This is a genomic window from Vogesella sp. (assembly GCF_046297735.1).
GTDB lineage: Bacteria > Pseudomonadota > Gammaproteobacteria > Burkholderiales > Chromobacteriaceae > Vogesella > Vogesella urethralis.
Genome location: NZ_JBKBHK010000027.1, coordinates 1 through 22586, shown reverse-complemented (window position 1 = coordinate 22586; position 22586 = coordinate 1). Strand labels below are relative to the sequence as shown.

Sequence of the window (22586 nt, the reverse complement as noted above, 5' to 3'; positions counted from 1 at the left end):
GTCGAGTCTGTTTGTCCTACCACCCCGCAGACCAGACCGACATTGCCCGCGAGTGGTGAAGAACAGGGCACACAAATATCCAACGAAAAATGCCAGTCAGCGTTAACTGACTGGCATTACCGCTCTGGCAGGCAAAGCGGGGGCTTTTTGGTGTAGCAAGCGGCCAGGTTGGCCGCGTGCGGCCAACCTGGCGCCAGAGGCTTACTTGCGCACGATCTCGCCGGCCGGGTCGAAGGCACCGGCCTTGATCACGCCACCCCGGGCGCTGATGAACGACTTCAGCACATCGGCGTCGGCGTAGCCAGTGTTGACGTAACCCTTGTGGGTGGACAGTTTCGGGTAGCCGTCACCGCCGGCGGCGGTGAAGTTGTTCAGCGCCACGCGGTAGGTCTTGGCCGGGTCGATGTCCTTGCCACCGATCTGTGCCTGTTTCAGTTCGCCACCCTCGATCACCAGTTTCACGCCGGCAAACTGTGCAAAGGCGCCGGAGCCAGGGCTCATCTTGGCTGCGGTGCGCAGCAGCTCCAGTGCTTCCTTGCCGCTCATGTCCACGTATACCAGGGTGTTGCCGAACGGTTGAACCTTCAGCACGTCCTTGTAGGTGATCTTGCCGGCGGCGATGGAATCACGCACGCCACCCGAGTTCATGATGGCAAAGTCGGCCTGCGCTTTTTCTTTCATCGCGCTGGCAATCAGGATGCCCATGCTGGTGGGCTGGCTGCGTACCTGGTTGCGGTCGCCGACCAGTTTGCCTTCAGTGGCACCAATCTCCACCGACAGTGCTTCCTGGCCCTTGTTCTGGTATGGGCGCAGGAATTCCAGCACTTCGCTGTGCTCGTGTACCTGTTGGGTGTAGTACACCTTCTGTTCCTTGCCGTCGGCACCTTTCACCGTCTTCTTCAGGTTAACCGGGATCAGCTGGTACTTCACCAGCTTGAACTCGCCATTACGGAACTCGAAGTCGGCGCGGCCAACGTATTTGCCCCATTCGTGCGCCTGTACGATCCAGGCGCCGTTCTGGCGGTCCGGCGCGCAATCGGTGCCCGGTACGTAGGCGGTGTCACGCACGTTTTCGGCTTTCATGCAGACCGGGTTCTGGCTGTGGCCGCCCACGATCAGGTCCAGGCCTTTGACTGCGCGTGCCATTTCCACGTCGCCCGGTGCATTCACGCCATGGTTGCCATCGTCGTAGTGGCCCATGTGGGTGGCGGCAATCACCACGTCAGCCTTCTTGCGCAGCTGCGGCACCAGTTTGGCGGCTTCGCGCGCCGGTTTGCGGAACTCGATACCCTTGGTGTTTTCCGGGTTGGTCAGCTTTTTAGTGTCGTCGGTGGTCAGGCCCATCACCGCCACGCGCACGTCGCCCAGTTTGAAGATGCGGTACGGTTCGAACAGGCGCTTGCCGTCCTTGTAGATGTTGGCCGACAGCATCGGGAAGTTGATCCACTGGCGCTGTTTGGCCAGCACTTCCGGCGATTTGTCGAATTCGTGGTTGCCCACTGCCATGGCGTCGTAGCCCAGCAGGTTCATGCCCTTGAAGTCCGGCTCGGCGTCCTGCATGTCGGATTCCGGCACGCCGGTGTTCACGTCGCCGCCGTCCAGCAGCAGGCTGTAGCCGCCATTCTTGCGCACGTCGGCGCGAATCTGTTCGATTACGTTCTTGCGTGCGGCCATGCCGTATTCACCGTCGCTATTGCGCCAGAAGCGGCCGTGGTGATCGTTGGTGTGCAGGATGGTGATCTTGTAAACCTGGTCTTTCACCGGTTTGGCCAGTGCGGTACCGGAGGTGGCGGACATGGCGGCAAGCACGGACAGGCAGAGTGCCGGATAGCGTAGTTTCATGGATGGGCCCCGTATTTCGTTTTATAGACGCAGACCCTGCAGTATCGCGCAGGGCAAAAAAAAACGGCAAGCCCCGGTGTGCAGGGCTTGCCGTGATGGCAGATTTTATTTGCTCCAGTTGTCTTTCAGGCCAACAGTGCGGTTGAACACCGGCTTGGCGCCCGCCTGGTGGTCGCGGCGGTCAGTCACGAAGTAACCGATGCGCTCGAACTGGTAGCGGGTTTCCGGCGCAGCCTGCAGCACCACCGGCTCTACGTAGCCGGTAATGGTGGTCAGCGAGGCCGGGTTCAGGAAGTTCATGAAGTCGACGTACTCGCCGTCGTCGCCGCGTACCGCGTCCGGGCGCGCTTCGGTAAACAGGCGGTCGTACAGGCGCACTTCGGCTTCGATAGCATGGTTGGCGGCAATCCAGTGGATCACGCCCTTCACCTTGCGGCCAACCGGGTTCTGGCCCAGCGTATCGTGGTCGATCGAGCACTTCAGCTCCACCACCTTGCCGCTGTCGTCCTTGATCACTTCATCGCACTTGATCACGTAGCTGTAGCGCAGGCGCACTTCGCCGCCCGGCGTCAGGCGCTGCCACTTCGGCGGCGGCACTTCGGCGAAGTCTTCACGTTCGATGTAGATCTCGCGTGCCAGCGGAATCTCGCGCTCGCCCATTTCCGGGTGGTGCGGGTGGAACGGTGCGCTGCGGCTGCCGCTCACGCCTTCCTGGTAGTTGGTGAGCGTGACCTTGATCGGGTCCAGCACCGCAATCACGCGCGGCGATTCGTTTTCCAGCGACTCGCGTACCGCGCCTTCCAGCACCGACATGTCGATGATGTTTTCGCTCTTGGACACACCAATACGCTGCGCAAACAGGCGGATGCCGGCCGGGCTGTAGCCACGGCGGCGCATGCCGGCGATGGTGGGCATGCGCGGGTCGTCCCAGCCGGTCACCACGCCCTGGTTCACCAGGTGTTGCAGCTTGCGCTTGGAGGTCAGCGCGTACAGCAGCTCCAGGCGGGAGAATTCGATCTGCTGCGGGTGGTGGCCGATGCTGATGTTGTCCAGCACCCAGTCGTACAGCGGGCGGTGGTCTTCGAATTCCAGCGAGCACAGGCTGTGGGTGATGCCTTCGATGGCGTCGGAAATGCAGTGCGTGTAGTCGTACATCGGGTAGATGCACCACTTGTCGCCGGTACGGTGGTGATGCACGCGGCGGATACGGTAGATGGCCGGGTCACGCAGGTTGATGTTGGGCGACGCCATGTCGATCTTCAGGCGCAGCGTCTTGCTGCCGTCGGCAAACTCGCCGTTCTTCATGCGGGTGAACAGGTCGAGGTTTTCCTCCACGCTGCGTTCACGGTACGGGCTGTTCTTGCCCGGTGCGGTCAGGCCGCCACGGTACTCGCGCATTTCGTCCGGCGTCAGGTCGCAGACGAAGGCCTTGCCGGCGCGGATCAGCTCCACGGCAAAGTCGTACAGCTGGTCGAAGTAATCGGAAGCAAAACGGATGTCGCCGTTCCACTGGAAGCCCAGCCAGCTGATGTCCTCGCGGAAGGCCTGTACGAACTCGTCGGATTCTTTTTCCGGGTTGGTGTCGTCCATGCGCAGGTTGCACTGGCCGTTGTAGTCTTCGGCCAGGCCGAAGTTGATGCAGATCGCCTTGGCGTGGCCCACGTGGGCGTAGCCGTTCGGCTCGGGCGGAAAGCGGGTTACCACCGCGGCACGTTTGCCGGTGGCCAGGTCTTCGTCGATGATCGAGCGGATGAAGTTGCTGATCACCGGAGCATTGTTTTCTGCAGACATCGGTTTTAGTGGGTTGAGCAATCGATAATCGTACGATTGTAACCGATAACCCCACCATCGCGGCTAGTGCCCCGCAGGGCAGGCGAGGATTGTGATGGCGATCGGGCCGGCCATGCGCTGGCGCAAGCCGTGGCAAACGTGGTTGCAGCGTGGGCGAGGATTTGCGCCATATCAAATCCATTTATCGAAATGGATAAATATGACAAGACACCGGCGTAGCATGGCTTTGTCACACACCCCACGAGGCAAGCCCATGAACGATAACGACAAGGCCCTGGTGGCCGATACCGACACCGCCGTTTCCGACGCGGCCAACCCGCCGGCAGCCCCGGCGCGCAAACCGCGCAAAACCCCGGCCCAGGTGCGCCGCGAGGCCGCCGCCCGCGAGATCGAGGCCGTCAGCCATGCGCCGGTAGCGATGCAGGTGGCGCACGCGCCGCACGGCTCGTCCGAAGACAGCAATAGCGCGCCGCTGCCGGCCGACTACCCGTACAAGAACCGCATCAAGCGCGCCGACTACGAGCGCCAGAAAGCCGAGCTGCAGGTGGAACTGCTGAAGGTGCAAAGCTGGGTGAAGGAAACCGGCCAGAAGATCGTGGTGATCTTTGAAGGCCGCGACGCCGCCGGCAAGGGCGGCACCATCAAGCGCTTCATGGAGCACCTGAACCCGCGCGGCGCCCGCGTGGTGGCACTGGAAAAACCCACCGAGCAGGAACGCGGCCAGTGGTACTTCCAGCGTTACATCCAGCTGCTACCTACCGCCGGCGAGATCGTGCTGTTCGACCGTAGCTGGTACAACCGTGCCGGCGTGGAGCGGGTGATGGGCTTCTGCAACCCGCAGGAATACCTGGAGTTCATGCGCCAGACACCGCAGCTGGAGCGCATGCTGGTGAACAGCGGCATCCGTCTGTTCAAGTTCTGGTTCTCGGTAAGCCGTGAAGAACAGCTGCGCCGCTTCATCTCGCGCCGCGACGACCCGCTGAAGCACTGGAAACTGTCGCCGATCGACATCCAGTCGCTGGACAAATGGGACGACTACACCGAAGCCAAGAAGGCGATGTTCTTCCACACCGACACCGCCGACGCGCCGTGGACGGTGATCAAGTCCGACGACAAGAAACGCGCACGCTTGAACTGCCTGCGCCACTTCCTGTGGACGCTGCCGTACCCCGGCAAGAACGAAGCCATCCTGAAGCCGGACGTATTGGTGGTGGGCCCGGCATCGCAGGTGTTCGAGGCATCCGAGAAAGAAATCAGCCGCTTTTAGCAGGTTAAGCAGCCGGCGGTGGTAGCCGGTAGAGTGTCAGGGTTGGCCGCAGCGTGCGGCCAACCTTTTTCCTTGCCGCTCAGCCCCACACCACGCCGCTGGTGAGGATGTCTTCGGCGCGGCGCAAGGCGGTGACCAGATCGGGCTGGATATTGCGTTCGCCCATTTCCTCCGCCAGCGGCGCGTGGCGGATCATGGCGGTAATCTCGTTGCCGGCGCCGCACAGGATCAGCGTGCGGTCTTGCTGCTGCAGCCGTTCGTTCAGCGTGGACAGTGCCAGCAGGCCGCTGGTGTCCAGCAGCACCAGCCGGTGCAACTGCAGGATGATCACCCGCGCGTCGGTGGCTTCGGTGATGATGTGCTCCAGCGAGTCGGCCGCGCCAAAGAACAGCGCGCCCTCGACACGGAAGGCCACGCAGCCGTCCGGCACGTGCTTGCCGGCAATCGAGTGCCGCTCGTACATCAGCGCGTGCTCGGCGCGCAGGCGCTGGATGCTGGTGCTGGCCGCCATGCGGCGGATGAAGAACACGGCCGCCATCATCAGGCCGATCTGTACCGCGATGGTCAGGTCGAACACCACGGTCAGCACGAAAGTCACCACCAGCACGGCGGTATCCTGGCGCGGAAACTGCGCTGCCTTGCGCACGTCCCAGTCGCCCATCTTGATGGCCACGGCAATCAGGATGGCCGCCAGCGCCGCCAGCGGAATGTAGGCCGCCAGCGGCGCGGCGATCAGGATCACCAGCAATAGCAGCGCGGCGTGCACGATGCCGGCGACCGGTGTCTGGCCACCGTTGCTGATGTTGGTGGCGGTGCGGGCGATGGCGCCGGTGGCTGGAATGCCGCCAAAGAACGGCACCACCATATTGGCGATGCCCTGCGCGATCAGCTCCTGGTTGGCGTCGTGCTTGTCGCCGGTGAGGCTGTCGGCCACCACCGCGCACAGCAGCGACTCGATGGCGCCCAGCAGCGCGATGGTAAACGCCGGCGCCAGCAGGTCGGACAGGTGTTCGGGGTCGAAGCTCAGGCCGTGCACCTCGGGCAGGCCCTGCGGAATGCCGCCGAACTTGCTGCCAATGGTGGCCAGCGGCAGCTCGAACAGCGTTACCGTCAGCGTGGCCAGGATCAGCGCCACAAACGGCCCTGGCAGCGTCTTGCCCAGCTTTTTCGGCCACAGCAGGATCAGCAGCAGCGTGGCCATGGCAATCGCCAGCGTTAGCGGGTCGAATTGCGGCAGGGTATGGCGCAGCAGGTCGATGACGGCAAAGAAGCCGGCCGGCATCTTGTCGATCGGCAGCCCGAAGAAGTCTTTCAGCTGGGTAAGGAAGATCAGCACCGCAATGCCGTTGGTAAAGCCGGTAATTAGCGGCATGGGGAAAAACTTGATCACCTGGCCCAGCCGCAGCAGCCCCATGATCACCAGCATCACCCCGGCCATGAAAGTACACAGGATCAGGTTGGCCACGCCGTACTTCAGTACGATGCCGTAGATGATGACGATGAAGGCGCCGGTGGGGCCGGTCACGCATAGCCGGGTGCCGCCCAGCGCCGACGCCAGGAAGCCGGCAATGACGGCGGTAAAGATGCCGGCCTGCGGCGGTACCCCGCTGGCAATGGCAAACGCCATGGCCAAGGGTAGTGCCACGATGCCGACGGTGAGGCCGGCCATCAGGTCCTGGCGGAACAGGGCCCGGTTGTAGTGACGAAGCGATTCCAGCAGGGTGGGGCGCAGCCCCGGCAAGGCGGTGAGCATGGCAGGCTGTCTTGTTCGAGTTGTATTGCCATCAGACTAAGCAATAAACCCCTGCCATTTCAAGGGTCATCGTGGTTTGCCGTGCTTTTTCGGATGTGCAGCCCGGCATTCTGCCTTTGCAGCTTGGCCGCCGCCGTTTCAGAAGCGCAGCAGCAGGTAGCCGGCGCTGGCGGCCAGCGTCAGCAGCGTAACCGGCACCCCCACGCGGGCGTGCACGCGCCAGTCGATGGCCACGCCGCGCCGGGCCGCGGCGTCCACCACGATGATATTGGCGATGCTACCGACGATCAGCAGGTTGCCGGCCAGCGTGCTTGCCAGCGCCAGCAGCAGGCCGCCGCCTTCGGCCGGCGTCACCGGCAACAGCAGCATCACCGCTGGCACGTTGGACACCACGTTAGAGAGCAGGAAGGTGGCGGCAAACAGCGTGCCGGTGTGGCTGAGGTCGACGCCGGCACTGGCCAGGCTGGCGATGGCCTGCGCGGTAACGCCGGTATGCTGCAAGGCGCTGTTCACCACGAACAGGCTGACAAACAGCACCAGCAGCTCCCAGTCCACCAGGCCCAGCATGTGGCGCGAATGCAGCTTGCGGCTCATCAGCAGCAAGCCGGCGCCGATTAGCGCCAGGTGTTCGGCCGGCCACGGCGCCAGCAGAAAGCCCACCAGCAGCGCCAGCGCCACCGCCAGACCCTTGCCGGTTTGCCAGGCGTCAAACGGCACGTCCTCGCGCGGGCTGTCGTCACCGGCGGCGGGGGTTGCCGCCTGCCAGCGGCCACGGTACAGCCAGGCAATTACCGCCCAGCTCAATACCAGCCCCAGCAGCACCGGCGGCAAGGCGTCGAGGAAGTAGCCGGCAAACGGCAGCCGCAGGCTCTGGCCGATCAGCATGTTCTGCGGGTTGCCGATCAGCGTGGCCGCCGAGCCGATGTTGGCCGCACAGGCCAGCGCCAACAGGAACGGCACTGGCGCCAGCCGGCGTTGCTTGCAGGCGTCCACCAATACCGGCGCCATCGCCAGGCAGACGATGTCGTTGCTGAATACCGCCGATAGCGCGGCGGTCACCGCAATCAGCACCGCCAGTAGCTGCGGTGGCTGAATGGCCAGCGCCGCCAGCCGCCGCGTCACCCAGTCGTAAAAACCACCCAGCCGCATTTGCGCCGAGATCACCATGAAGGAAAACAGCAGCATGATGGTAGGCAGGTGCACGGCGGCTACCGCCTGTTCCGGCGTCAGCGCGTCGATGCCGAGCAGGGCAATGGCGCCCAGCAGCGCCACGCCGGTGCGGTCCAGCTGCAGGAAGGGCAGGCCGCCCAGGATCATGCCGAGGTAGACGACGAGAAAGATCAGGACAATGGTGGTGGTCATGGTATGTGGCGGCTGGTGCAGATGGTACGGCTGTTGGCGTGAAAGGGAAGGCGGCATTGTAGCGCGGGCGGCCACCTGTCGCTTCGGCCATGTGACGTCGCTGGCGACAGCTGCTAGCGTGAAGCTTTGCCCTGCTGAGGTTGCCCGCCATGACGGTTTTCGAGACCCCGCGCCTGCGCTTGCGCTGCATTGACGAACAGGACGCCGCCGTGGTGCTGGCGGCGCTGAACGACCCGGACTTTGTCCGCCAGGTACGCGACATCGGCCTGCGCAGCGAGGCCGACGCTGTCAGCCACATCCGCGAGCGCATCCTGCCGCACTATGCGGCCAACGGTTTCGGCTTCTGGCTGGTTACGCGCCGCGACGACGGCGCGGCTTTGGGTTTGTGCGGGCTGTTCCGCCGCGACGGCTTGCCGGATGTGGACGTGGGCTACGTGTTCTTGCCGGCGGCGCGCGGCCACGGCTACGCGCAAGAAGCCGCCAGGGGCTGTATCGACTATGGCCGCCGCGTGCTGGGCCTGCCACGGGTGGTGGCCTACATCACGCCGGGCAATGCCGCGTCGGCGGCAGTATTGCGCGGCGCCGGGCTCAGCTCGCAGGGGCTGATGGCTTTTCCGGGGGACGATGCGCCGGCGGAGTGGTTTGCCTGAGCAGCAGGCGTTTGCATCAATGACAAGGCCCGTTTGCGCAGCAAACGGGCCTTGTGTCATGGCGCGGCCAAGGTCAGGGTTGGCTGCAGCGCTTTACCACAGGATCTTCACGCTGTTGTCGCCCAGCCAGTCTTCCAGCGTCATCAGCAGCGCGTCGTCCAGCCGTACGCCCCATTCCGGCGGCAGCATCAGGTCGCCGCGCGCCTTGGCGCCGTGGTAGGTAATACGCAGCGGGCAGCCGCTGTCCGGGCTGAGGTAGGGGGTGATGATGTTGCGTAGCGTGGCTACGTCGTGGCCGGCGCGCATCTGCAGCGACAGGCTGCGTGCGTAACGGCTGCGCGCCTCGCCCAGCTCGTACAGGTGCTCGGCGATGATGCGCATGCCACCGCTGAAGCGGTCTTCGCTGACCTTGCCTTCCACCACCAGCACCACGTCGTCCTTCAGCTTGGTGCGGTTGGCGTCTACCGCCTCGGCAAACAGGCTCACTTCCAGCTTGGCGCTGCCGTCGTCCAGCTGGATGAAGGCCATCTTGCCGCGGTTACCTACCTTGGTGCGGATGCCGGTGACGAAACCGGCCAGCAGCTGCGGTTCGCGCCGCGGCGCCAGCTTGGCCAGCGGGGTGCGGATGAAGCCGCGCACTTCTTTTTCGTAGGCCGAGAACGGGTGGCCGGACAGGTAAAAACCGATGGCAATCTTTTCTTCGGCCAGCTGGATGGCGGCCGGCCACGGCTTGCACGCCACCATGTCCACACTGGGGGCACTGTCGTCGTCGAACATGTCGAACAGGCCGCCCTGGTTGGCGTTGGCCGCTTGCTGTTCGGCGGCGGTCATCGCCAGCGCCACGTTGTTGAACAGCAGCGCGCGGTTGGGCTCGATGCTGTCGAAGGCGCCGGCGCGGATCAGCGCCTCGATCACGCGCTTGTTGACCAGCTTTTTGTCGGTGCGGTTGCAGAAGTCGAACAGGCTGCTGAACGGGCCGCCTTCCTCGCGCACCTTCACCAGGTGTTCCACTGCCGACTCGCCGGTGCCCTTGATGGCGCCCAGCGCGTAGCGGATGTGCTTGCGGTCTACCGGCACGAAGCGGTAGAAGCTGTGGTTGACGTCCGGCGGCAGGAAGGTGAGGCCGTTCTTGCCGTCTGTGGCGTCGTCGTAGAACACCTTCAGCTGGTCGGTGTTGTCCAGTTCGGTGGACATGGTGGCCGCCATGTAGGCGGCGCAGTGGTGCGCTTTCAGCCAGGCGGTGTGGTAGGCCACCAGCGCGTAGGCGGCCGCGTGCGACTTGTTGAAGCCGTAGCCGGCGAACTTCTCCATGTAGTCGAAGATTTCGTTGGCCTTGGCCTCGTCGATGCCGTTACCGGCCGCGCCTTTCACGAACATGGCGCGCTGCGCCACCATTTCTTCGACCTTCTTTTTACCCATGGCACGGCGCAGCAAGTCGGCGCCGCCCAGGCTGTAGCCGCCGCACACCTGCGCCGCCTGCATCACCTGTTCCTGGTACACCATGATGCCGTAGGTAGGGGCCAGTACCGGCTCCAGCAGCGGGTGCAGGTACTCGAACTTGGCGCCGTGCATACGCTGGATGAAGTCGGGAATCAGGTCCATCGGGCCCGGCCGGTACAGGGCTACGAAGGCGATAATCTCTTCGAACTTGCTGGGCTTGGCCTCCACCAGCATCTTTTTCATACCGGTGGATTCAAACTGGAACACGCCGGTGGTGTTGCCGCTGGCGAACACCTTGTACGCCAGCTGGTCGTCCAGTGGCAGCTTGGCCACGTCCACGTCCTGGCCGCTAACGTCCTTGATGTACTTTTGCGCCAGCTCGATGATGGTGAGGTTGCGCAGGCCCAGGAAGTCGAACTTCACCAGGCCGATCTGCTCCACGTCGTCCTTGTCGTACATCGACACCGGCGACGCGCCTTCGCCGCTGGCGATGTACAACGGGCAGAAGTCGGTGAGCTTGCCGGGGGCGATCAGCACGCCGCCGGCGTGCATGCCGATGCCGCGGGTGAGGTCTTCCAGCTTCATCGCCAGCTCGATCAGCTCGTTCGCGCCTTCGCTTTCGATGGTTTCCCCGATTTGCGGCTCGGCGGCCATGGCCTTTTCCAGGCTCAACGGCTTATTGGCCTCCAGCGGAATCAGCTTGGACAGCTTGTCGCACAGGCCGAACGGCAGGTCGAGCACGCGGCCAACGTCACGGATTACCGACTTGGACGACATGGTGCCGAAGGTAGCAATCTGGCTCACCGCCTCTTCGCCGTACTTGCGGCGCGTGTATTCGATCACGCGCCAGCGGTTTTCCTGGCAGAAGTCCACGTCGAAGTCGGGCATCGATACCCGCTCCGGGTTCAGGAAGCGCTCGAACAGCAGCGCGTACTTCAGCGGGTCGAGGTCGGTAATGCTGAGGCTGTACGCCACCAGCGAGCCGGCACCGGAACCCCGGCCCGGGCCCACCGGGCAGCCGTTGGCCTTGCCCCACTGGATAAAGTCGGCCACGATCAGGAAGTAACCGGGGAAGCCCATCTGGATGATGGTGTCGCACTCGAATTTCAGCCGCGCGTCGTATTCCGGGCGTCGCGCCTCGCGCTCGGCCGGGTCCGGGTACAGCTGCTCCAGGCGTGCATCCAGCCCGCGCTTGGCCTCGTATACCAGGAAGTCGTTCAGCGTCATGCCGTCCGGGGTGGGGAAGTCCGGCAGGTAGTTTTTGCCCAGCACCACGTTGATGTTGCAGCGGCGGGCAATCTGCACCGTGTTTTCCAGCGCCTCGGGAATGTCGGCAAAGCGCGCCAGCATCTGCTCGGTGCTGAGGAAAGACTGGCATTCGGCAAACTGGCGCGGGCGGCGCTTGTCGCCCAGCGTGTAGCCTTCGGCAATGCACACCCGTGCCTCGTGCGCCTTGAAGTCGTCCGGGTCCATGAACTGGATCGGGTGGGTTGCGACCACCGGCAGGCCGGTTTCGCCGGCCAGCCACAGCGTGGACTGCAGGATGTTTTCTACCTGCGGGTTGTCCAGCCGTTGCAGCTCTAGGTAGAAGGCGCCGGGGAACAGCCGTGCCCAGTACTCGGCGCGGCTGCGCGCTTCGTCGGCGTTGCCGTTGGCGAAGGCCATGCCCACGTCGCCCAGGTGGGCGCCGGACAGGCACAGCAGATTGCTGTTGTCGCCTTCTTCTAGCCAGGCGCGCTTGATTTCGGCGCGGCCACGGTACTGGTTGTAGCTAAAAGCGCGGGTCAGCAGCTCGCACAGGCGGCGGTAGCCTTCGCGGTTTTTCGCCGTCAGCAGCAGCCGGTACGGTTTGTCACGGTCTTCGGCGTTTTCCAGCCAGATGTCGCACGACACGATGGGCTTGATGCCCTTGCCGCGGCAGGCCTTGTAAAACTTGACCATGCCGAAGATGTTCATCAGGTCGGACATGCCCAGCGCCGGCATGCCGTCCTTGACGGCGCGCTTGATGGCGTCGTCCAGGCGCACGATGCCGTCGGTGATGGAAAACTCCGAGTGGAGGCGAAGATGGACAAAGCGGGGTGCATTCATGCCGGGCATTCTACCGGCGCCGCGCGTGCTGTCCAAATGAAACATGGTTGGCCGCAAGGCATGCGGCCAACCATGGCGGAGCGGGCTTACTCTTTCGGACGCAGCGCAGCCAGCGCGGCTTTTTGCATTTCCAGCGTCTTGATCTGCATCGACAGCATGCCCAGGTTCATGGTGAGCCAGGTTTCCACCACCTTGAGTTCGGCGATCTTGCGCTCGACTTCTTCGCTGCTCATCGGCGGCAGAAAGGGCTGGGCGCCGGGTGGCGTGGCCGACTGCATCATCTGGCGGAACAGCGCAAACGGGTCGGCGGGGTTGAATTCGGCACTCATGCTGGCTCCTGTTCTGGTTTGTTGTGTCTGTATCTTAGTGCAGATTGCGCCAGTGGACATGCGCATGGCAATAAAAAACGGGCCCCACCGGGGCCCGTTGTCATGCTGTCGTTGGCAGAGCGGATCAGTTACCGTTTTGTGCATCCACAGCGGCCATGGCCACCATGTTCACGATGCGGCGTACCGACGAGATCTGGGTCAGGATGTGTACCGGCTTGGCCATACCCATCAGGATCGGGCCGATGGTCACGCCGTCGGACGCAGACACGCGCAGCAGGTTGTAGCTGATGTTGGCTGCTTCCACGTTCGGCATTACCAGCAGGTTGGCCGCGCCTTTCAGCGTGCTGTCCGGCATGGCTTGCTGGCGGATGGCTTCCACCAGGGCGGCGTCGCCTTGCATTTCGCCGTCGATTTCCAGTTCCGGGTGGGCCGCGCGGATCAGCTCCAGCGCGTCACGCATCTTGCTGGCGCCTTCGGTGTTCCAGGTGCCGAAGCTGGAGTTCGACAGCAGGGCCACTTTCGGGGCGATACCGAAGCGGCTTACCGCGCGGGCGGCCATTTCGGTAATGGCGGCCAGTTGCGGCGCGTCCGGGCTTTCGTTGACGTAGGTGTCGGTGATGAAGATGTTGCCGGTAGGCAGGATCAGCGCATTCATGGCGCCGGTTACCTTGTCTTCGCGGGCGTAGCCGATCACGTCACGCACGATGTCCAGATGCTGGCGGTAAGTACCGTAGGTACCGCAGATCAGCGCGTCGGCTTCGCCGCGGCGTACCATCAGCGCGCCGATCAGCGTGGTGTTGCCGATCACGCGGCGACGGGCCTGTTCCTGGGAAACGCCTTTGCGCTTCATCAGGTTGTAGTATTCCTTCCAGTAGTCGCCAAAGCGCGGATCGGATTCGTTGTTCACCAGATCGAAGTCTTTGCCGGCTTCCAGCTTCAGGCCCAGTTTTTCGATACGCTTGGCAATCACCGCCGGGCGACCGATCAGGATCGGCTTGGCCAGGCCTTGCGATACGATTTCCTGGGTGGCGTGCAGCACGCGCTCGTCTTCACCTTCGGCCAGTACTACGCGCTTGGCTTCTTTCTTGGCCTGGGCGAATACCGGTTTCATGAACAGGTTGGTCTTGTACACGAACTGGGCCAGCTGGTCCACGTAGGCGTCGAAGTCCTTGATCGGGCGGGTAGCCACGCCGGAATCCATGGCGGCTTTGGCCACGGCCGGGGCGATCTGCACGATCAGGCGCGGGTCGAACGGCTTCGGAATCACGTATTCCGGGCCGAAGGACAGTTCCTGGTCGCCGTAGGCGGAAGCCACCACGTCGTTCTGCTCGGCCATGGCCAGGTCGGCAATGGCGCGCACGCAGGCCAGTTTCATCTCGTCGTTGATGGTGGTGGCGCCCACATCCAGCGCACCACGGAAGATGAACGGGAAGCACAGTACGTTGTTCACCTGGTTCGGGTAGTCCGAACGGCCGGTACCGATGATGGCATCCGGGCGTACTTCTTTCACCAGCGGCGGCAGGATTTCCGGTTCCGGGTTGGCCATGGCCAGGATCACCGGGTAGGCGGCCATGGATTTCACCATGTCCTGGGTCACCAGTTTCGGGCCGGACAGACCCATGAAGATGTCGGCGCCGACCATGGCGTCAGCCAGTTTGCGCTGGCCGTTGTCCGGGATGGCAAAACGCAGTTTGGACTCGTCCATTTTCTCGTCGCGACCCTGGAAGATCACGCCTTTGGAGTCGCAAACGGTGATGTTCTCGCGCTTCACGCCCAGGGCTACCAGCAGATCCAGGCAGGCAATGGCAGCGGCGCCGGCACCGGAGGTCACCACGCGAACGTTGCTGATGTCCTTGTTCACCAGGCGCAGCGAGTTCAGTACCGCAGCGGCGGCCACGATGGCGGTACCGTGCTGGTCGTCGTGGAATACCGGAATGTTCATGCGTTCACGGCACTTCTTCTCGATGTAGAAGCACTCGGGCGCCTTGATGTCTTCCAGGTTGATGCCGCCGAAGGTCGGCTCCATCGCGCAGATGATGTCGACCAGCTTGTCCGGGTCGTTTTCGTCTAGCTCGATGTCGAATACGTCAACGCCGGCAAATTTCTTGAACAGAACGCCTTTACCTTCCATCACCGGCTTGCCGGCCAGCGGGCCGATATTGCCCAGGCCCAGTACGGCGGTACCGTTGGTGACCACGGCAACCAGGTTGCCACGGGCGGTGTATTTGTAGGCGTTCAGCGGGTCTTCCACGATAGCGTCGCAGGGTGCGGCTACGCCCGGGGAGTAGGCAAGTGCCAGGTCGCGCTGGGTGGCCAGCGGTTTGGTTGGGGCGACCTGGATCTTGCCCGGCTGCGGGAACTGGTGGAAATCGAGTGCGGCTTGGCGCAGTTGCTCGTCCATTCTGTTGGCTCCTGATTGTTATTCAGAGGGGTGTGGAGAGGTCGGCCATTATAGGGCCAACCCTTGTGTGAGGGCTACGCGTGTCCGACAAAAAACGCGACGGAAGGGTTCCGTCGCGTTTGTTCAGGTTGCGTACATTACATGCCCAGTGCGTTGGGCAGCCACAGCGAAATGGCCGGTACGTAGGTGATCAGCATCAGGTAGGCGATCATCACCAGAATCCACGGCGCGCAGGCCTTGGTGACGTCGGTCAGGCCCATCTTGGCAATGCCGGACGCTACGTACAGGTTCAGCCCCACCGGCGGTGTGATCATGCCGATTTCCATGTTCACCACCATGATGATGCCGAAGTGGATCGGGTCGATACCCAGCGCCACGGCCACCGGGAACAGGATAGGGGCGGTAATCAGCAGTACCGACGACGGCTCCATGAAGTTGCCGGCCAGCAGTAGCAGCAGGTTGACCACCAGCAGGAACATCCACGGCGACAGGCCTTGTTCGTTGATCCAGGCTGCCAGGTTTTGCGGAATGCTTTCGCTGGTCAGCAGGAACGAGAACAGTACCGCATTAGTGATGATGTACAGCAGCATGGCCGACATATTGGCCGAATCGAGCAATACCTTAGGTACCTGTTTCCAGCCAATGTCCTTGTACACGAACAGCGCCACGCAGAAGGCGTACACTGCCGACATGGCTGCTGCTTCGGTAGCTGTGAAGATGCCGGAGTAAATGCCGCCGATCACCACAATGATCAAGAACAGGCCCCAGAAGCTTTCGCGGAAAGTACTCAGGCGCTCACCCCAACTGGCTTTGGCCATGCGCGGGTAGTTTTTCTTGCGCGCTACAAACCAGGTTACACCCAGCAGAATCGTGGCCAACAACAGGCCGGGGATAACGCCGGCCATGAACAGCTTGCCGATCGAGGCGTTGGTGGATACGGCGTAAATCACCATCACGATGGACGGCGGAATCAGGATGCCTAGGCCACCAGCGGTGCCGATCACGCCGACGCCGAATTCTTTGGGGTAGCCCTGCTTCAGCATGGCCGGCAGCAGGATGGAACCAATGGCGACCACCGTGGCCGGGCTGGAGCCCGACACCGCTGCAAACAGCGCACATGCTACCACGCCGGCCAGTGCCAGGCCGCCGTGCCAGTGACCCACCATCGAGGTGGCAAAGTTGATCATGCGCCGAGCCACACCGCCGTGGGTGAGGAAGTTGCCCGCCAGGATGAAGAACGGAATGGCCATGATCTCGAACTTCTCGATACCGGTGAACAGCTTTAGCGCCACCGCCTCGATCGGTACTTCGGTCATGGTGAACAGGAAGGTCAGAACGGTCAGGCCCAGCGAGATGGAAATGGGCATGCCGGTAAGCATCAGCACCGCGAGGATGCCAAAAATGATCAGCGCGCTCATTGCTGGTCTCCTTTGCGTGCTTTGCCGCCGTGGGCGTGTTCTTGTTCTTCAGCGATGACGAAAGCTTCGCCGATGGCGACCGGCTCTTCTTCAATACCGTCTACATGGCCGTGGTCGTGGTGCGGCAGCTCGCCAGTCTTGGCAAAGATCCAGGCCACTTGCAGGAAGCGGAAGCACATCAGGAACGACGCTACCGGAATGGCGGAGTACACCATCCAGGTCGGCCATTCCAGGTCAGGCGTAGTCGGGCCTTCGTAGAAGTCGCCAGTTTCCATGCCGAAGGTGGTCAGCGTGGCGTAAGCCATGCCGTTTTCCCATACAAAGTAGGCGCCCAGGCAGCCGATGATGGCGGTGAACAGTGCGCCGGCAAACAGGCCGAACAAGACGAATTTGTTACGCAGCGGGGTGTCGAACTTGTTGATCAGCACGTCTACGCCCACGTGGATGCCGGTACGCACGCCGTAGGCGGCACCAATCTTGGCCATCCATACAAACATGTAGATGGTCAGTTCCTGGGCCCAGCCCATATTGATTTCGAGCAGAATGGGTTGCAGGCTTTCAAAGCCGCTGCCATAGCGGTGGGCAACCGAGGCGAAGGTAATCAGGGTGGCGGCGGCCATGAGGAAGGCAACAAGCCACTCCTCAAGATGGTCGAGTATCTTGATCACGGTGAAGTCTCCGGATGAAAACGCGCCCGCAGGGACGCGGGCGCGTTCGTGAGGCGGGCTTAGTTCGGGGTGTAGCCGGTCTGTTTGTAGATCAGCTGTACCAGGCCTTCGCCGATGCGCTCATCCATCTTGGTGTGTACCGGTACCAAGGCTTTCTTGAAAGCTTGGCGTTCGGCTTCGGTAGGCACGTAAACCTGGGTCTTGCCGCTGGCGCGAATCTTGGCCAGGTCTTCGTCGTTCTCTTGCTTGGCAATCTTGTTGGCGTACAAGGTGGCATCTTTCATGGCGCCATCCAGGATGGTGCGCACGTCAGCCGGCAGGCCGTCCCAGAACTTCTTGTTCACGATCACCGCGTAACCCAGATAGCCGTGGTTGGTGACGGTGGCGTGTTTCTGTACTTCGTGCATTTTCTGGGTGAACATGTTGGACGGCGGGTTTTCGGTACCATCCACCACGCCGGTTTGCAGCGCCTGGTAGGTTTCCGAGAACGCCATCACCTGCGGCAGGGCGCCCATGCTGCGCATTTGTTCTTCAATCACCTTGGAAGACTGGATACGCATTTTCAGGCCGCGTACGTCTGCCGGGCTCTTGATGGGCTTGTTGGCCGACAGGATCTTGAAACCGTTGTCCCAGAACGCCAGACCCTTGATGCCTTTGCTCTCCAGCTTGGACAGCATCTGCATGCCGATAGGGCCTTGGGTGACTTTGTGCAGTTCAGCGTAGTTGTCAAAAATATACGGCAGGTCAAAAACTTCGAACTCTTTCATGCCCAGCGGGCCGAACTTGGCCAAGCTGGGGGCCAGCATCTGTACGGCACCCAGTTGCAGTGCTTCCATTTCTTCTTTGTCTTTGTACAGCTGGCTGTTGGGGAATACTTGTACCTGAACACGACCTTTGGTGCGCTCTTCTGCCAGCTTCTTGAAGTATTCTGCGGCCTTGCCCTTCGGGGTATCCTGCGCCACCACGTGGCTGAACTTGATTACGATATTGTTGGCACTGGCGATGCCGGAAACACCAAATGCCAGGCTGGCGGCAAGGACGGCGTATTTCAGTTTCATGGGTACTCTCCTATGTGTTGTCTGTGTTGCGCAGGTCCTGCTTATTGTGCAGGGCTCCGTGCTGTGTCTAACACTAGAATCAAAGCACTAGATAAGCCATTGGGGACTTCCGCATTGGGGAAATCCCTAATATCCGCCCATCGCGGGCGTCGGCAGTTTGCCGGCTGCGGCCAACCTTCATCTGCATTGCCAATTCATGCCAAACGATATTGCATCCCACGCCACGCCACGCCGTCTATGGATAGGTGCCACGCTCATTCTGTTGGGCTTGCTGGCCGCATTGTCTGGCCTGTTTTGGGTGGTTTATAAAGACTGGCGCGACGAGCAGCGCGACGGCCTGATCCAGGAGTTGCTGTGGCTGGACCAAAGCCTGCGCCTGCACCTGGAAAGTCACCAGCAAGTGCTGGAGGCGTTGGTGCCAGACATGCCGCCAGGTCGCGCCCAGTCGCGGCGCTTTCTCGCTGCCGCTGCCTTGCTGCAGCGTGAAAGCAAGGAAGTAGAAGCGGTGCAATGGGTGGGTGTTCGCGGTGAAGTGTTGCTGGATGCGCAGAAACGTAGTGGTTTGCAGCTGCTAGGCGATGCTTACGATGCACTTTGGCGGGCAGAGCGCTTGGGGCATGCAGCCTACAGCCCGCCTTATCTGGGCCCGGATGGCAAGTACCGTTTTGATTTTGCGGTGCCGGTCTTTGTGTCGGGTCGCTACGTCGGTGGCCTGCGGCTGGTGTATCGCATGGATGGCTTGCTGCAGTACCAGGTGCCGTGGTGGATTGCTACCAAATACCACGTGAGTCTGGTTGACATGGGTGGCAAGGTACTGGCGAGCAAATTTGACCAGGCTTCGCCGGTAGGTACGCTGTCGCACGAGCTCAGTTTCGACCCGCCTGGCTATGGCGTCAGCTTGCGCGCCATTACTTATCGTGTTGGTGTCGGGTTTTCGTTGCCGATACTGAGCTTATTGATCGGTGTGCTGGTCATTGCCCTGCTGTTCTCTTTGTGGCGCATCCGTGGTCAGGTCAGGGTACGTGCCCGCGCCGAGCGCGCGCTGCAGCGTGAAATGTCGTTGCGTCAAGCGGTGGAAGACAGCATGAAGAGCGGCCTGATCGCCTTTGGCGGCAGCGGGCAGATTCTGCGCGTCAACCGTGCCATGTGCGAGTTGACCGGGCTGACCGCCGACGAACTGGTGGGTCAGCAGCTGCCGCACAGCTTTTGGGCCGATGACGATCACGAGGTGCTGACGGCGGCGATGCAGGCCATGCTGGCCGGGCAGTTGCCCGAGCACGGCTTCGAGTTGCCGTTCCGCCACCGGGATGGGGAGAAGTTCGAGGTGCGGCTGTACGCCACACCGCTGGTGTTGGAGGACGGCCGGCACGATGGCTGGGTAGCGTCGATGTACGACATCACCGAGCTCAAGAAAAAGCGGCTGGCGCTGGATGCCTCGCATCGCCGCTTCCTGGCGGTGCTGAACGGGGTGGAAAGCGGCTTGTGCGTGATTGATGGCGACGGCTTCCAACTGCTGTACGCCAACCCGGCCTTTGCTGCCGGCTGGGCCGGCTTTGCCGTAGATGGCAGTTACTGCCCGCTGATGCCCGGCCTGTCTGGTGCGGCTCAGGTGGCGGCCAACCTGGAGAGCAGCCCGGATGGCGGGCGCAGCTGGTTCCAGCTGCAATACCGTCGCATCGACTGGGTGGGTGGCGAGCCGGCCTGGCTGTGCATGCTGCTCGACATCACCGACGCCCGCGCCCGTGCCGAACGCGAGCTGGCGCAGGAGGAGCGCTTCCAGACCACCTCGCGCCTGATTGCCATGGGCGAGATGGCGTCGTCGCTGGCGCACGAACTTAACCAGCCGCTCACCGCCATCTCTACCTATTCGTCCGGTCTGGCACGGCGGCTACCGGCCGAAGTGGCGGCCAATCGTGGCATAGGGGAGGCGGTGCAGGCCATTGCCGAGCAGGCCCGCCGCGCCGGGCAGATCGTCAACAGCATCCGGGCTTTTGTGAAGAAGCACGCGCCACAGCTGGAGCTGTGCGACCCGGAGCTGGCGGTACGACGGGTGCAGGGCATGGCGCAACCGATGGCCGACAAGTACGGTGTGCGGCTACATCTGGAGCCGGCGCGTGGTGGTGTAAGGGTGGAAATGGACCCGGTACTGATCGAGCAGGTGCTGCTCAACCTGATCAAGAATGCCATCGAAGCGATGCGCGAGGCGGGTAGCCTGCGGCCAACTGTGCACCTGCGCAGCTTTACCGGCCAGCAATTCTGGCGAGTGGAGGTGCAGGACAATGGCCCCGGCTTGCAGGATGCGGTGAAAGAAAACCTGTTTACCCCGTTTTACTCCACCAAAACCGACGGCATGGGCATTGGCCTCAACATCTGCCGCTCCATCGTGGAGTTTCATCGTGGCGAGTTTGGCGTCAGCACCCCGGTCACCGGCGGTTGTGTGTTCTGGTTCACTTTGCCGGTGTTTGTGCCGCCCGCCGAGGCATCGCGCCTGCATTGATGCCAGGCATGCAAATGCCCCGCGCGGCAGAAGCAGGGCGGGGCGTTGCGGCGGTGGCGATCAGCGTGATGGCGTCAGGATAGTGTCTTGCGTCTGCGGTAGCGTGTCCGGGTAGTCGCGGCTGAAATGCAAGCCGCGGCTTTCCTTGCGGCTTAACGCCGAGCGCACGATCAACTCGGCGGTTTGTACCAGGTTACGCAGCTCGACCAGATCGTTGGTGATGTGGAAATGGCTGTAGTACTCGTCGATTTCCTCATTCAGCAACTTGATGCGGTTCAGTGCGCGCTCCAGTCGCTTGTTGGTGCGCACAATGCCGACGTAGTCCCACATCGCGCGGCGCAGTTCGTCCCAGTTGTGCGAGATCACCACTTCTTCGTCCGTGTCGGTGACGCGGCTATCGTCCCAGTCCGGCATCGTCGGCAGCGCCAGTGGTGCGGCCGACTGGATGTCGGCGGCGGCAGCCTTGCCGATTACCATGCACTCCAGTAGCGAATTGCTGGCCAGGCGGTTGGCGCCGTGCAGGCCGGTGCACGCCACTTCGCCTACGGCGTACAGGCCTTCCACGTCGGTGCGGCCTTTCAGGTCGGTGATCAGCCCGCCGCAGGTGTAGTGCGCCGCTGGCACCACCGGAATCGGCTGCTGCGTGATGTCGATGCCCAGCTCCAGGCAGTGGGCGTAGATATTAGGGAAGTGCTCCTGGATGAAGCTGGCCGGTTTGTACGAGATGTCCAGATAGACGCAATCCAGACCGTGCTTTTTCATCTCGAAGTCGATGGCGCGTGCCACCACGTCGCGGGGTGCCAGTTCGGCGCGCTCGTCGTGATGCGGCATGAAGCGGGTGCCGTCCGGCAGGCGCAGGATGCCGCCTTCGCCGCGCACGGCTTCGGAAATCAGGAACGATTTGGTGTGCGGGTGGTACAGGCAGGTAGGGTGGAACTGGATGAATTCCATATTGCCCACGCGGCAGCCAGCGCGCCAGCCCATGGCAATGCCGTCGCCGGTCGCGGTGTCCGGGTTGGTGGTATACAGGTAAACCTTGCCGGCGCCGCCGGACGCCAGGATGGTATGGTTGGCCGCAATGGTCACCACCTGGTCTGCCAGCTTGTCCAGCGCGTAAGCGCCGAAGCAGCGTTTGCCCTCCAGGCCCAGTTTGGCGCTGGTAATCAGGTCAACCGCAATAAAGTCTTCCAGTACGGTAATGCGCGGATGGGCTTTGATCTTCTGGCCCAGTGTCGTGGTGACGGCTGCGCCGGTAGCGTCGGCTGCATGAATGATGCGGCGATGGCTGTGGCCACCCTCGCGCGTCAGGTGATAACCGGTCTGGTGGCTGTCGTCGCGGGTGAACGGCACGCCCAGGTCGATCAGCCAGTCAATGGCGTCTTTGGAGTTCTCTACAATAAAGCGAGTCGTCTCTTCATTGCACAGGCCGGCGCCGGCAATCAGCGTGTCGCTGATGTGCTCTTCTATAGAGTCGCCAGTGTCCAGTACTGCAGCAATGCCCCCTTGGGCGTAGCTGGAGCTGCCTTCTAGCAGGTCACGCTTGGTGATCAAGCCTACCTTATGGGTTTCCGCCAGGTGCAGCGCCAGGGTCATGCCAGCCAGGCCACTGCCAATAATCAGAACATCAAACTTGAGCGTGCTCATACCATGCCTTGCGACGGGTCGCCTACAGTCGATAAACAAGCCCTAAAGGGTAGCAGAGCGCGCATGCCCTGTCTGCGGCAGTGCAATAAAGGTAGGGTTGGCCGCATGCGGCCAACCTTTTTGCTTTTCGTCACCTTTGCAAATCAGCTACTTAAGCAATTACTTGCACTTTTTTGCAGGCGAGGTGTTGACGGCCCAGGGCGGGGTGGGTATAGTTCGCCTCCTCAGCTGATGACGCAAACGAAACGAAGTCAGCGCCGCTCTTTAAACAAACCAAATAACCGATAGGTGTAAGTGTCTGGCTCTGCCAAATACTTGCACTGCAAAGATCAAGAAACGATGTTTCTTTGAACTTGCGTGCCAAAAATTTGCTTGGAT

General features: G+C 62.1%; 15 protein-coding genes. 3 read left to right on the top strand and 12 right to left on the bottom strand.

Going from position 1 to position 22586, the window contains the following annotated elements:
* Positions 1 to 201: 201 nt before the first annotated feature.
* Together ushA and ACK4FZ_RS17330 are read right to left on the bottom strand one after the other, a co-directional pair.
* Positions 202 to 1842, bottom strand: a complete 1641-nt coding sequence (gene ushA, locus ACK4FZ_RS17335) for a bifunctional UDP-sugar hydrolase/5'-nucleotidase UshA (protein ID WP_409823198.1) — start codon at positions 1840 to 1842, stop codon at positions 202 to 204.
* Between the two features lie 105 nt (positions 1843 to 1947).
* Positions 1948 to 3633 carry a glutamine--tRNA ligase/YqeY domain fusion protein gene (locus ACK4FZ_RS17330; RefSeq protein ID WP_409823195.1) on the bottom strand — a complete coding sequence of 562 codons (1686 nt, stop codon included), beginning with the start codon at positions 3631 to 3633 and terminating at the stop codon, positions 1948 to 1950.
* A gap of 418 nt (positions 3634 to 4051) precedes the next feature.
* Between ACK4FZ_RS17330 and ppk2 the strand changes: the two genes are divergently transcribed.
* A complete protein-coding gene (ppk2, locus tag ACK4FZ_RS17325) occupies positions 4052 to 4900 on the top strand; it encodes a polyphosphate kinase 2 (protein WP_409823200.1) in 849 nt (282 codons plus the stop codon).
* A 79-nt stretch (positions 4901 to 4979) separates the two neighbouring features.
* Here the strand turns inward: ppk2 and ACK4FZ_RS17320 are convergent, their stop codons facing one another.
* Together ACK4FZ_RS17320 and ACK4FZ_RS17315 are read right to left on the bottom strand one after the other, a co-directional pair.
* On the bottom strand, positions 4980 to 6653 hold the full coding sequence (locus ACK4FZ_RS17320; RefSeq protein ID WP_409823193.1) for a SulP family inorganic anion transporter: 1674 nt from the start codon (positions 6651 to 6653) through the stop codon (positions 4980 to 4982).
* A 138-nt stretch (positions 6654 to 6791) separates the two neighbouring features.
* On the bottom strand, positions 6792 to 8015 hold the full coding sequence (locus tag ACK4FZ_RS17315) for an anion transporter (protein ID WP_409823191.1): 1224 nt from the start codon (positions 8013 to 8015) through the stop codon (positions 6792 to 6794).
* A gap of 149 nt (positions 8016 to 8164) precedes the next feature.
* Here ACK4FZ_RS17315 and ACK4FZ_RS17310 point away from each other — a divergent pair, with 149 nt between their 5' ends.
* Positions 8165 to 8665, top strand: coding sequence for a GNAT family N-acetyltransferase (locus ACK4FZ_RS17310; protein ID WP_144373938.1), 501 nt, complete (start codon positions 8165 to 8167; stop codon positions 8663 to 8665).
* Positions 8666 to 8758: 93 nt separating this feature from the next.
* On the opposite strand, the gene dnaE is transcribed toward ACK4FZ_RS17310, so the two are convergent.
* From dnaE to ACK4FZ_RS17280, 6 genes are all read right to left on the bottom strand, one after another.
* A complete protein-coding gene (dnaE, locus tag ACK4FZ_RS17305) occupies positions 8759 to 12193 on the bottom strand; it encodes a DNA polymerase III subunit alpha (protein ID WP_409823188.1) in 3435 nt (1144 codons plus the stop codon).
* An 86-nt stretch (positions 12194 to 12279) separates the two neighbouring features.
* The gene (locus ACK4FZ_RS17300) at positions 12280 to 12522 is read right to left on the bottom strand and encodes a PhaM family polyhydroxyalkanoate granule multifunctional regulatory protein (RefSeq protein WP_144373940.1); all 243 of its coding nucleotides are present in this window, start codon (positions 12520 to 12522) and stop codon (positions 12280 to 12282) included.
* A gap of 124 nt (positions 12523 to 12646) precedes the next feature.
* On the bottom strand, positions 12647 to 14923 hold the full coding sequence (locus ACK4FZ_RS17295; RefSeq protein WP_409823185.1) for an NADP-dependent malic enzyme: 2277 nt from the start codon (positions 14921 to 14923) through the stop codon (positions 12647 to 12649).
* Positions 14924 to 15060: 137 nt separating this feature from the next.
* The gene (locus ACK4FZ_RS17290; RefSeq protein ID WP_409823182.1) at positions 15061 to 16341 is read right to left on the bottom strand and encodes a TRAP transporter large permease; all 1281 of its coding nucleotides are present in this window, start codon (positions 16339 to 16341) and stop codon (positions 15061 to 15063) included.
* Positions 16338 to 17009 (bottom strand): TRAP transporter small permease, encoded by a 672-nt coding sequence (locus tag ACK4FZ_RS17285; protein WP_409823179.1) that lies wholly within the window; start codon positions 17007 to 17009, stop codon positions 16338 to 16340. Before ACK4FZ_RS17285 ends, ACK4FZ_RS17290 begins: the two co-directional genes overlap by 4 nt.
* Positions 17010 to 17068: 59 nt before the next feature.
* Entirely contained in the window at positions 17069 to 18067 is a 999-nt protein-coding gene (locus ACK4FZ_RS17280; RefSeq protein ID WP_409823177.1) for a TRAP transporter substrate-binding protein, read from the bottom strand.
* Positions 18068 to 18263: 196 nt separating this feature from the next.
* On the opposite strand from ACK4FZ_RS17280, the gene ACK4FZ_RS17275 reads away from it, so the two are divergent.
* The gene (locus ACK4FZ_RS17275; RefSeq protein WP_409823174.1) at positions 18264 to 20564 is read left to right on the top strand and encodes a PAS domain S-box protein; all 2301 of its coding nucleotides are present in this window, start codon (positions 18264 to 18266) and stop codon (positions 20562 to 20564) included.
* A gap of 60 nt (positions 20565 to 20624) precedes the next feature.
* Here ACK4FZ_RS17275 and nadB read toward each other — a convergent pair whose 3' ends face one another.
* Both nadB and ACK4FZ_RS17265 read right to left on the bottom strand, forming a co-directional pair.
* Complete coding sequence (gene nadB / locus ACK4FZ_RS17270; protein ID WP_409823171.1) at positions 20625 to 22208, bottom strand: L-aspartate oxidase; 1584 nt, start codon at positions 22206 to 22208, stop codon at positions 20625 to 20627.
* Positions 22209 to 22359: 151 nt separating this feature from the next.
* Positions 22360 to 22586 (bottom strand): hypothetical protein (locus ACK4FZ_RS17265; RefSeq protein WP_409823168.1); only part of this gene is annotated, 227 nt, incomplete at its 5' end.

Coding starts and splice junctions, on each gene's coding strand:
- nadB (WP_409823171.1), bottom strand. CDS start 22,208: ATGAGCACGCTCAAGTTTGATGTTCTGATTATTGGCAGTGGCCTGGCT.
- ACK4FZ_RS17290 (WP_409823182.1), bottom strand. CDS start 16,341: ATGAGCGCGCTGATCATTTTTGGCATCCTCGCGGTGCTGATGCTTACC.
- ACK4FZ_RS17315 (WP_409823191.1), bottom strand. CDS start 8,015: ATGACCACCACCATTGTCCTGATCTTTCTCGTCGTCTACCTCGGCATG.
- ACK4FZ_RS17320 (WP_409823193.1), bottom strand. CDS start 6,653: ATGCTCACCGCCTTGCCGGGGCTGCGCCCCACCCTGCTGGAATCGCTT.
- ACK4FZ_RS17275 (WP_409823174.1), top strand. CDS start 18,264: ATGCCAAACGATATTGCATCCCACGCCACGCCACGCCGTCTATGGATA.
- dnaE (WP_409823188.1), bottom strand. CDS start 12,193: ATGAATGCACCCCGCTTTGTCCATCTTCGCCTCCACTCGGAGTTTTCC.
- ushA (WP_409823198.1), bottom strand. CDS start 1,842: ATGAAACTACGCTATCCGGCACTCTGCCTGTCCGTGCTTGCCGCCATG.
- ACK4FZ_RS17295 (WP_409823185.1), bottom strand. CDS start 14,923: ATGGACGAGCAACTGCGCCAAGCCGCACTCGATTTCCACCAGTTCCCG.
- ppk2 (WP_409823200.1), top strand. CDS start 4,052: ATGCAGGTGGCGCACGCGCCGCACGGCTCGTCCGAAGACAGCAATAGC.
- ACK4FZ_RS17280 (WP_409823177.1), bottom strand. CDS start 18,067: ATGAAACTGAAATACGCCGTCCTTGCCGCCAGCCTGGCATTTGGTGTT.
- ACK4FZ_RS17310 (WP_144373938.1), top strand. CDS start 8,165: ATGACGGTTTTCGAGACCCCGCGCCTGCGCTTGCGCTGCATTGACGAA.
- ACK4FZ_RS17330 (WP_409823195.1), bottom strand. CDS start 3,633: ATGTCTGCAGAAAACAATGCTCCGGTGATCAGCAACTTCATCCGCTCG.
- ACK4FZ_RS17300 (WP_144373940.1), bottom strand. CDS start 12,522: ATGAGTGCCGAATTCAACCCCGCCGACCCGTTTGCGCTGTTCCGCCAG.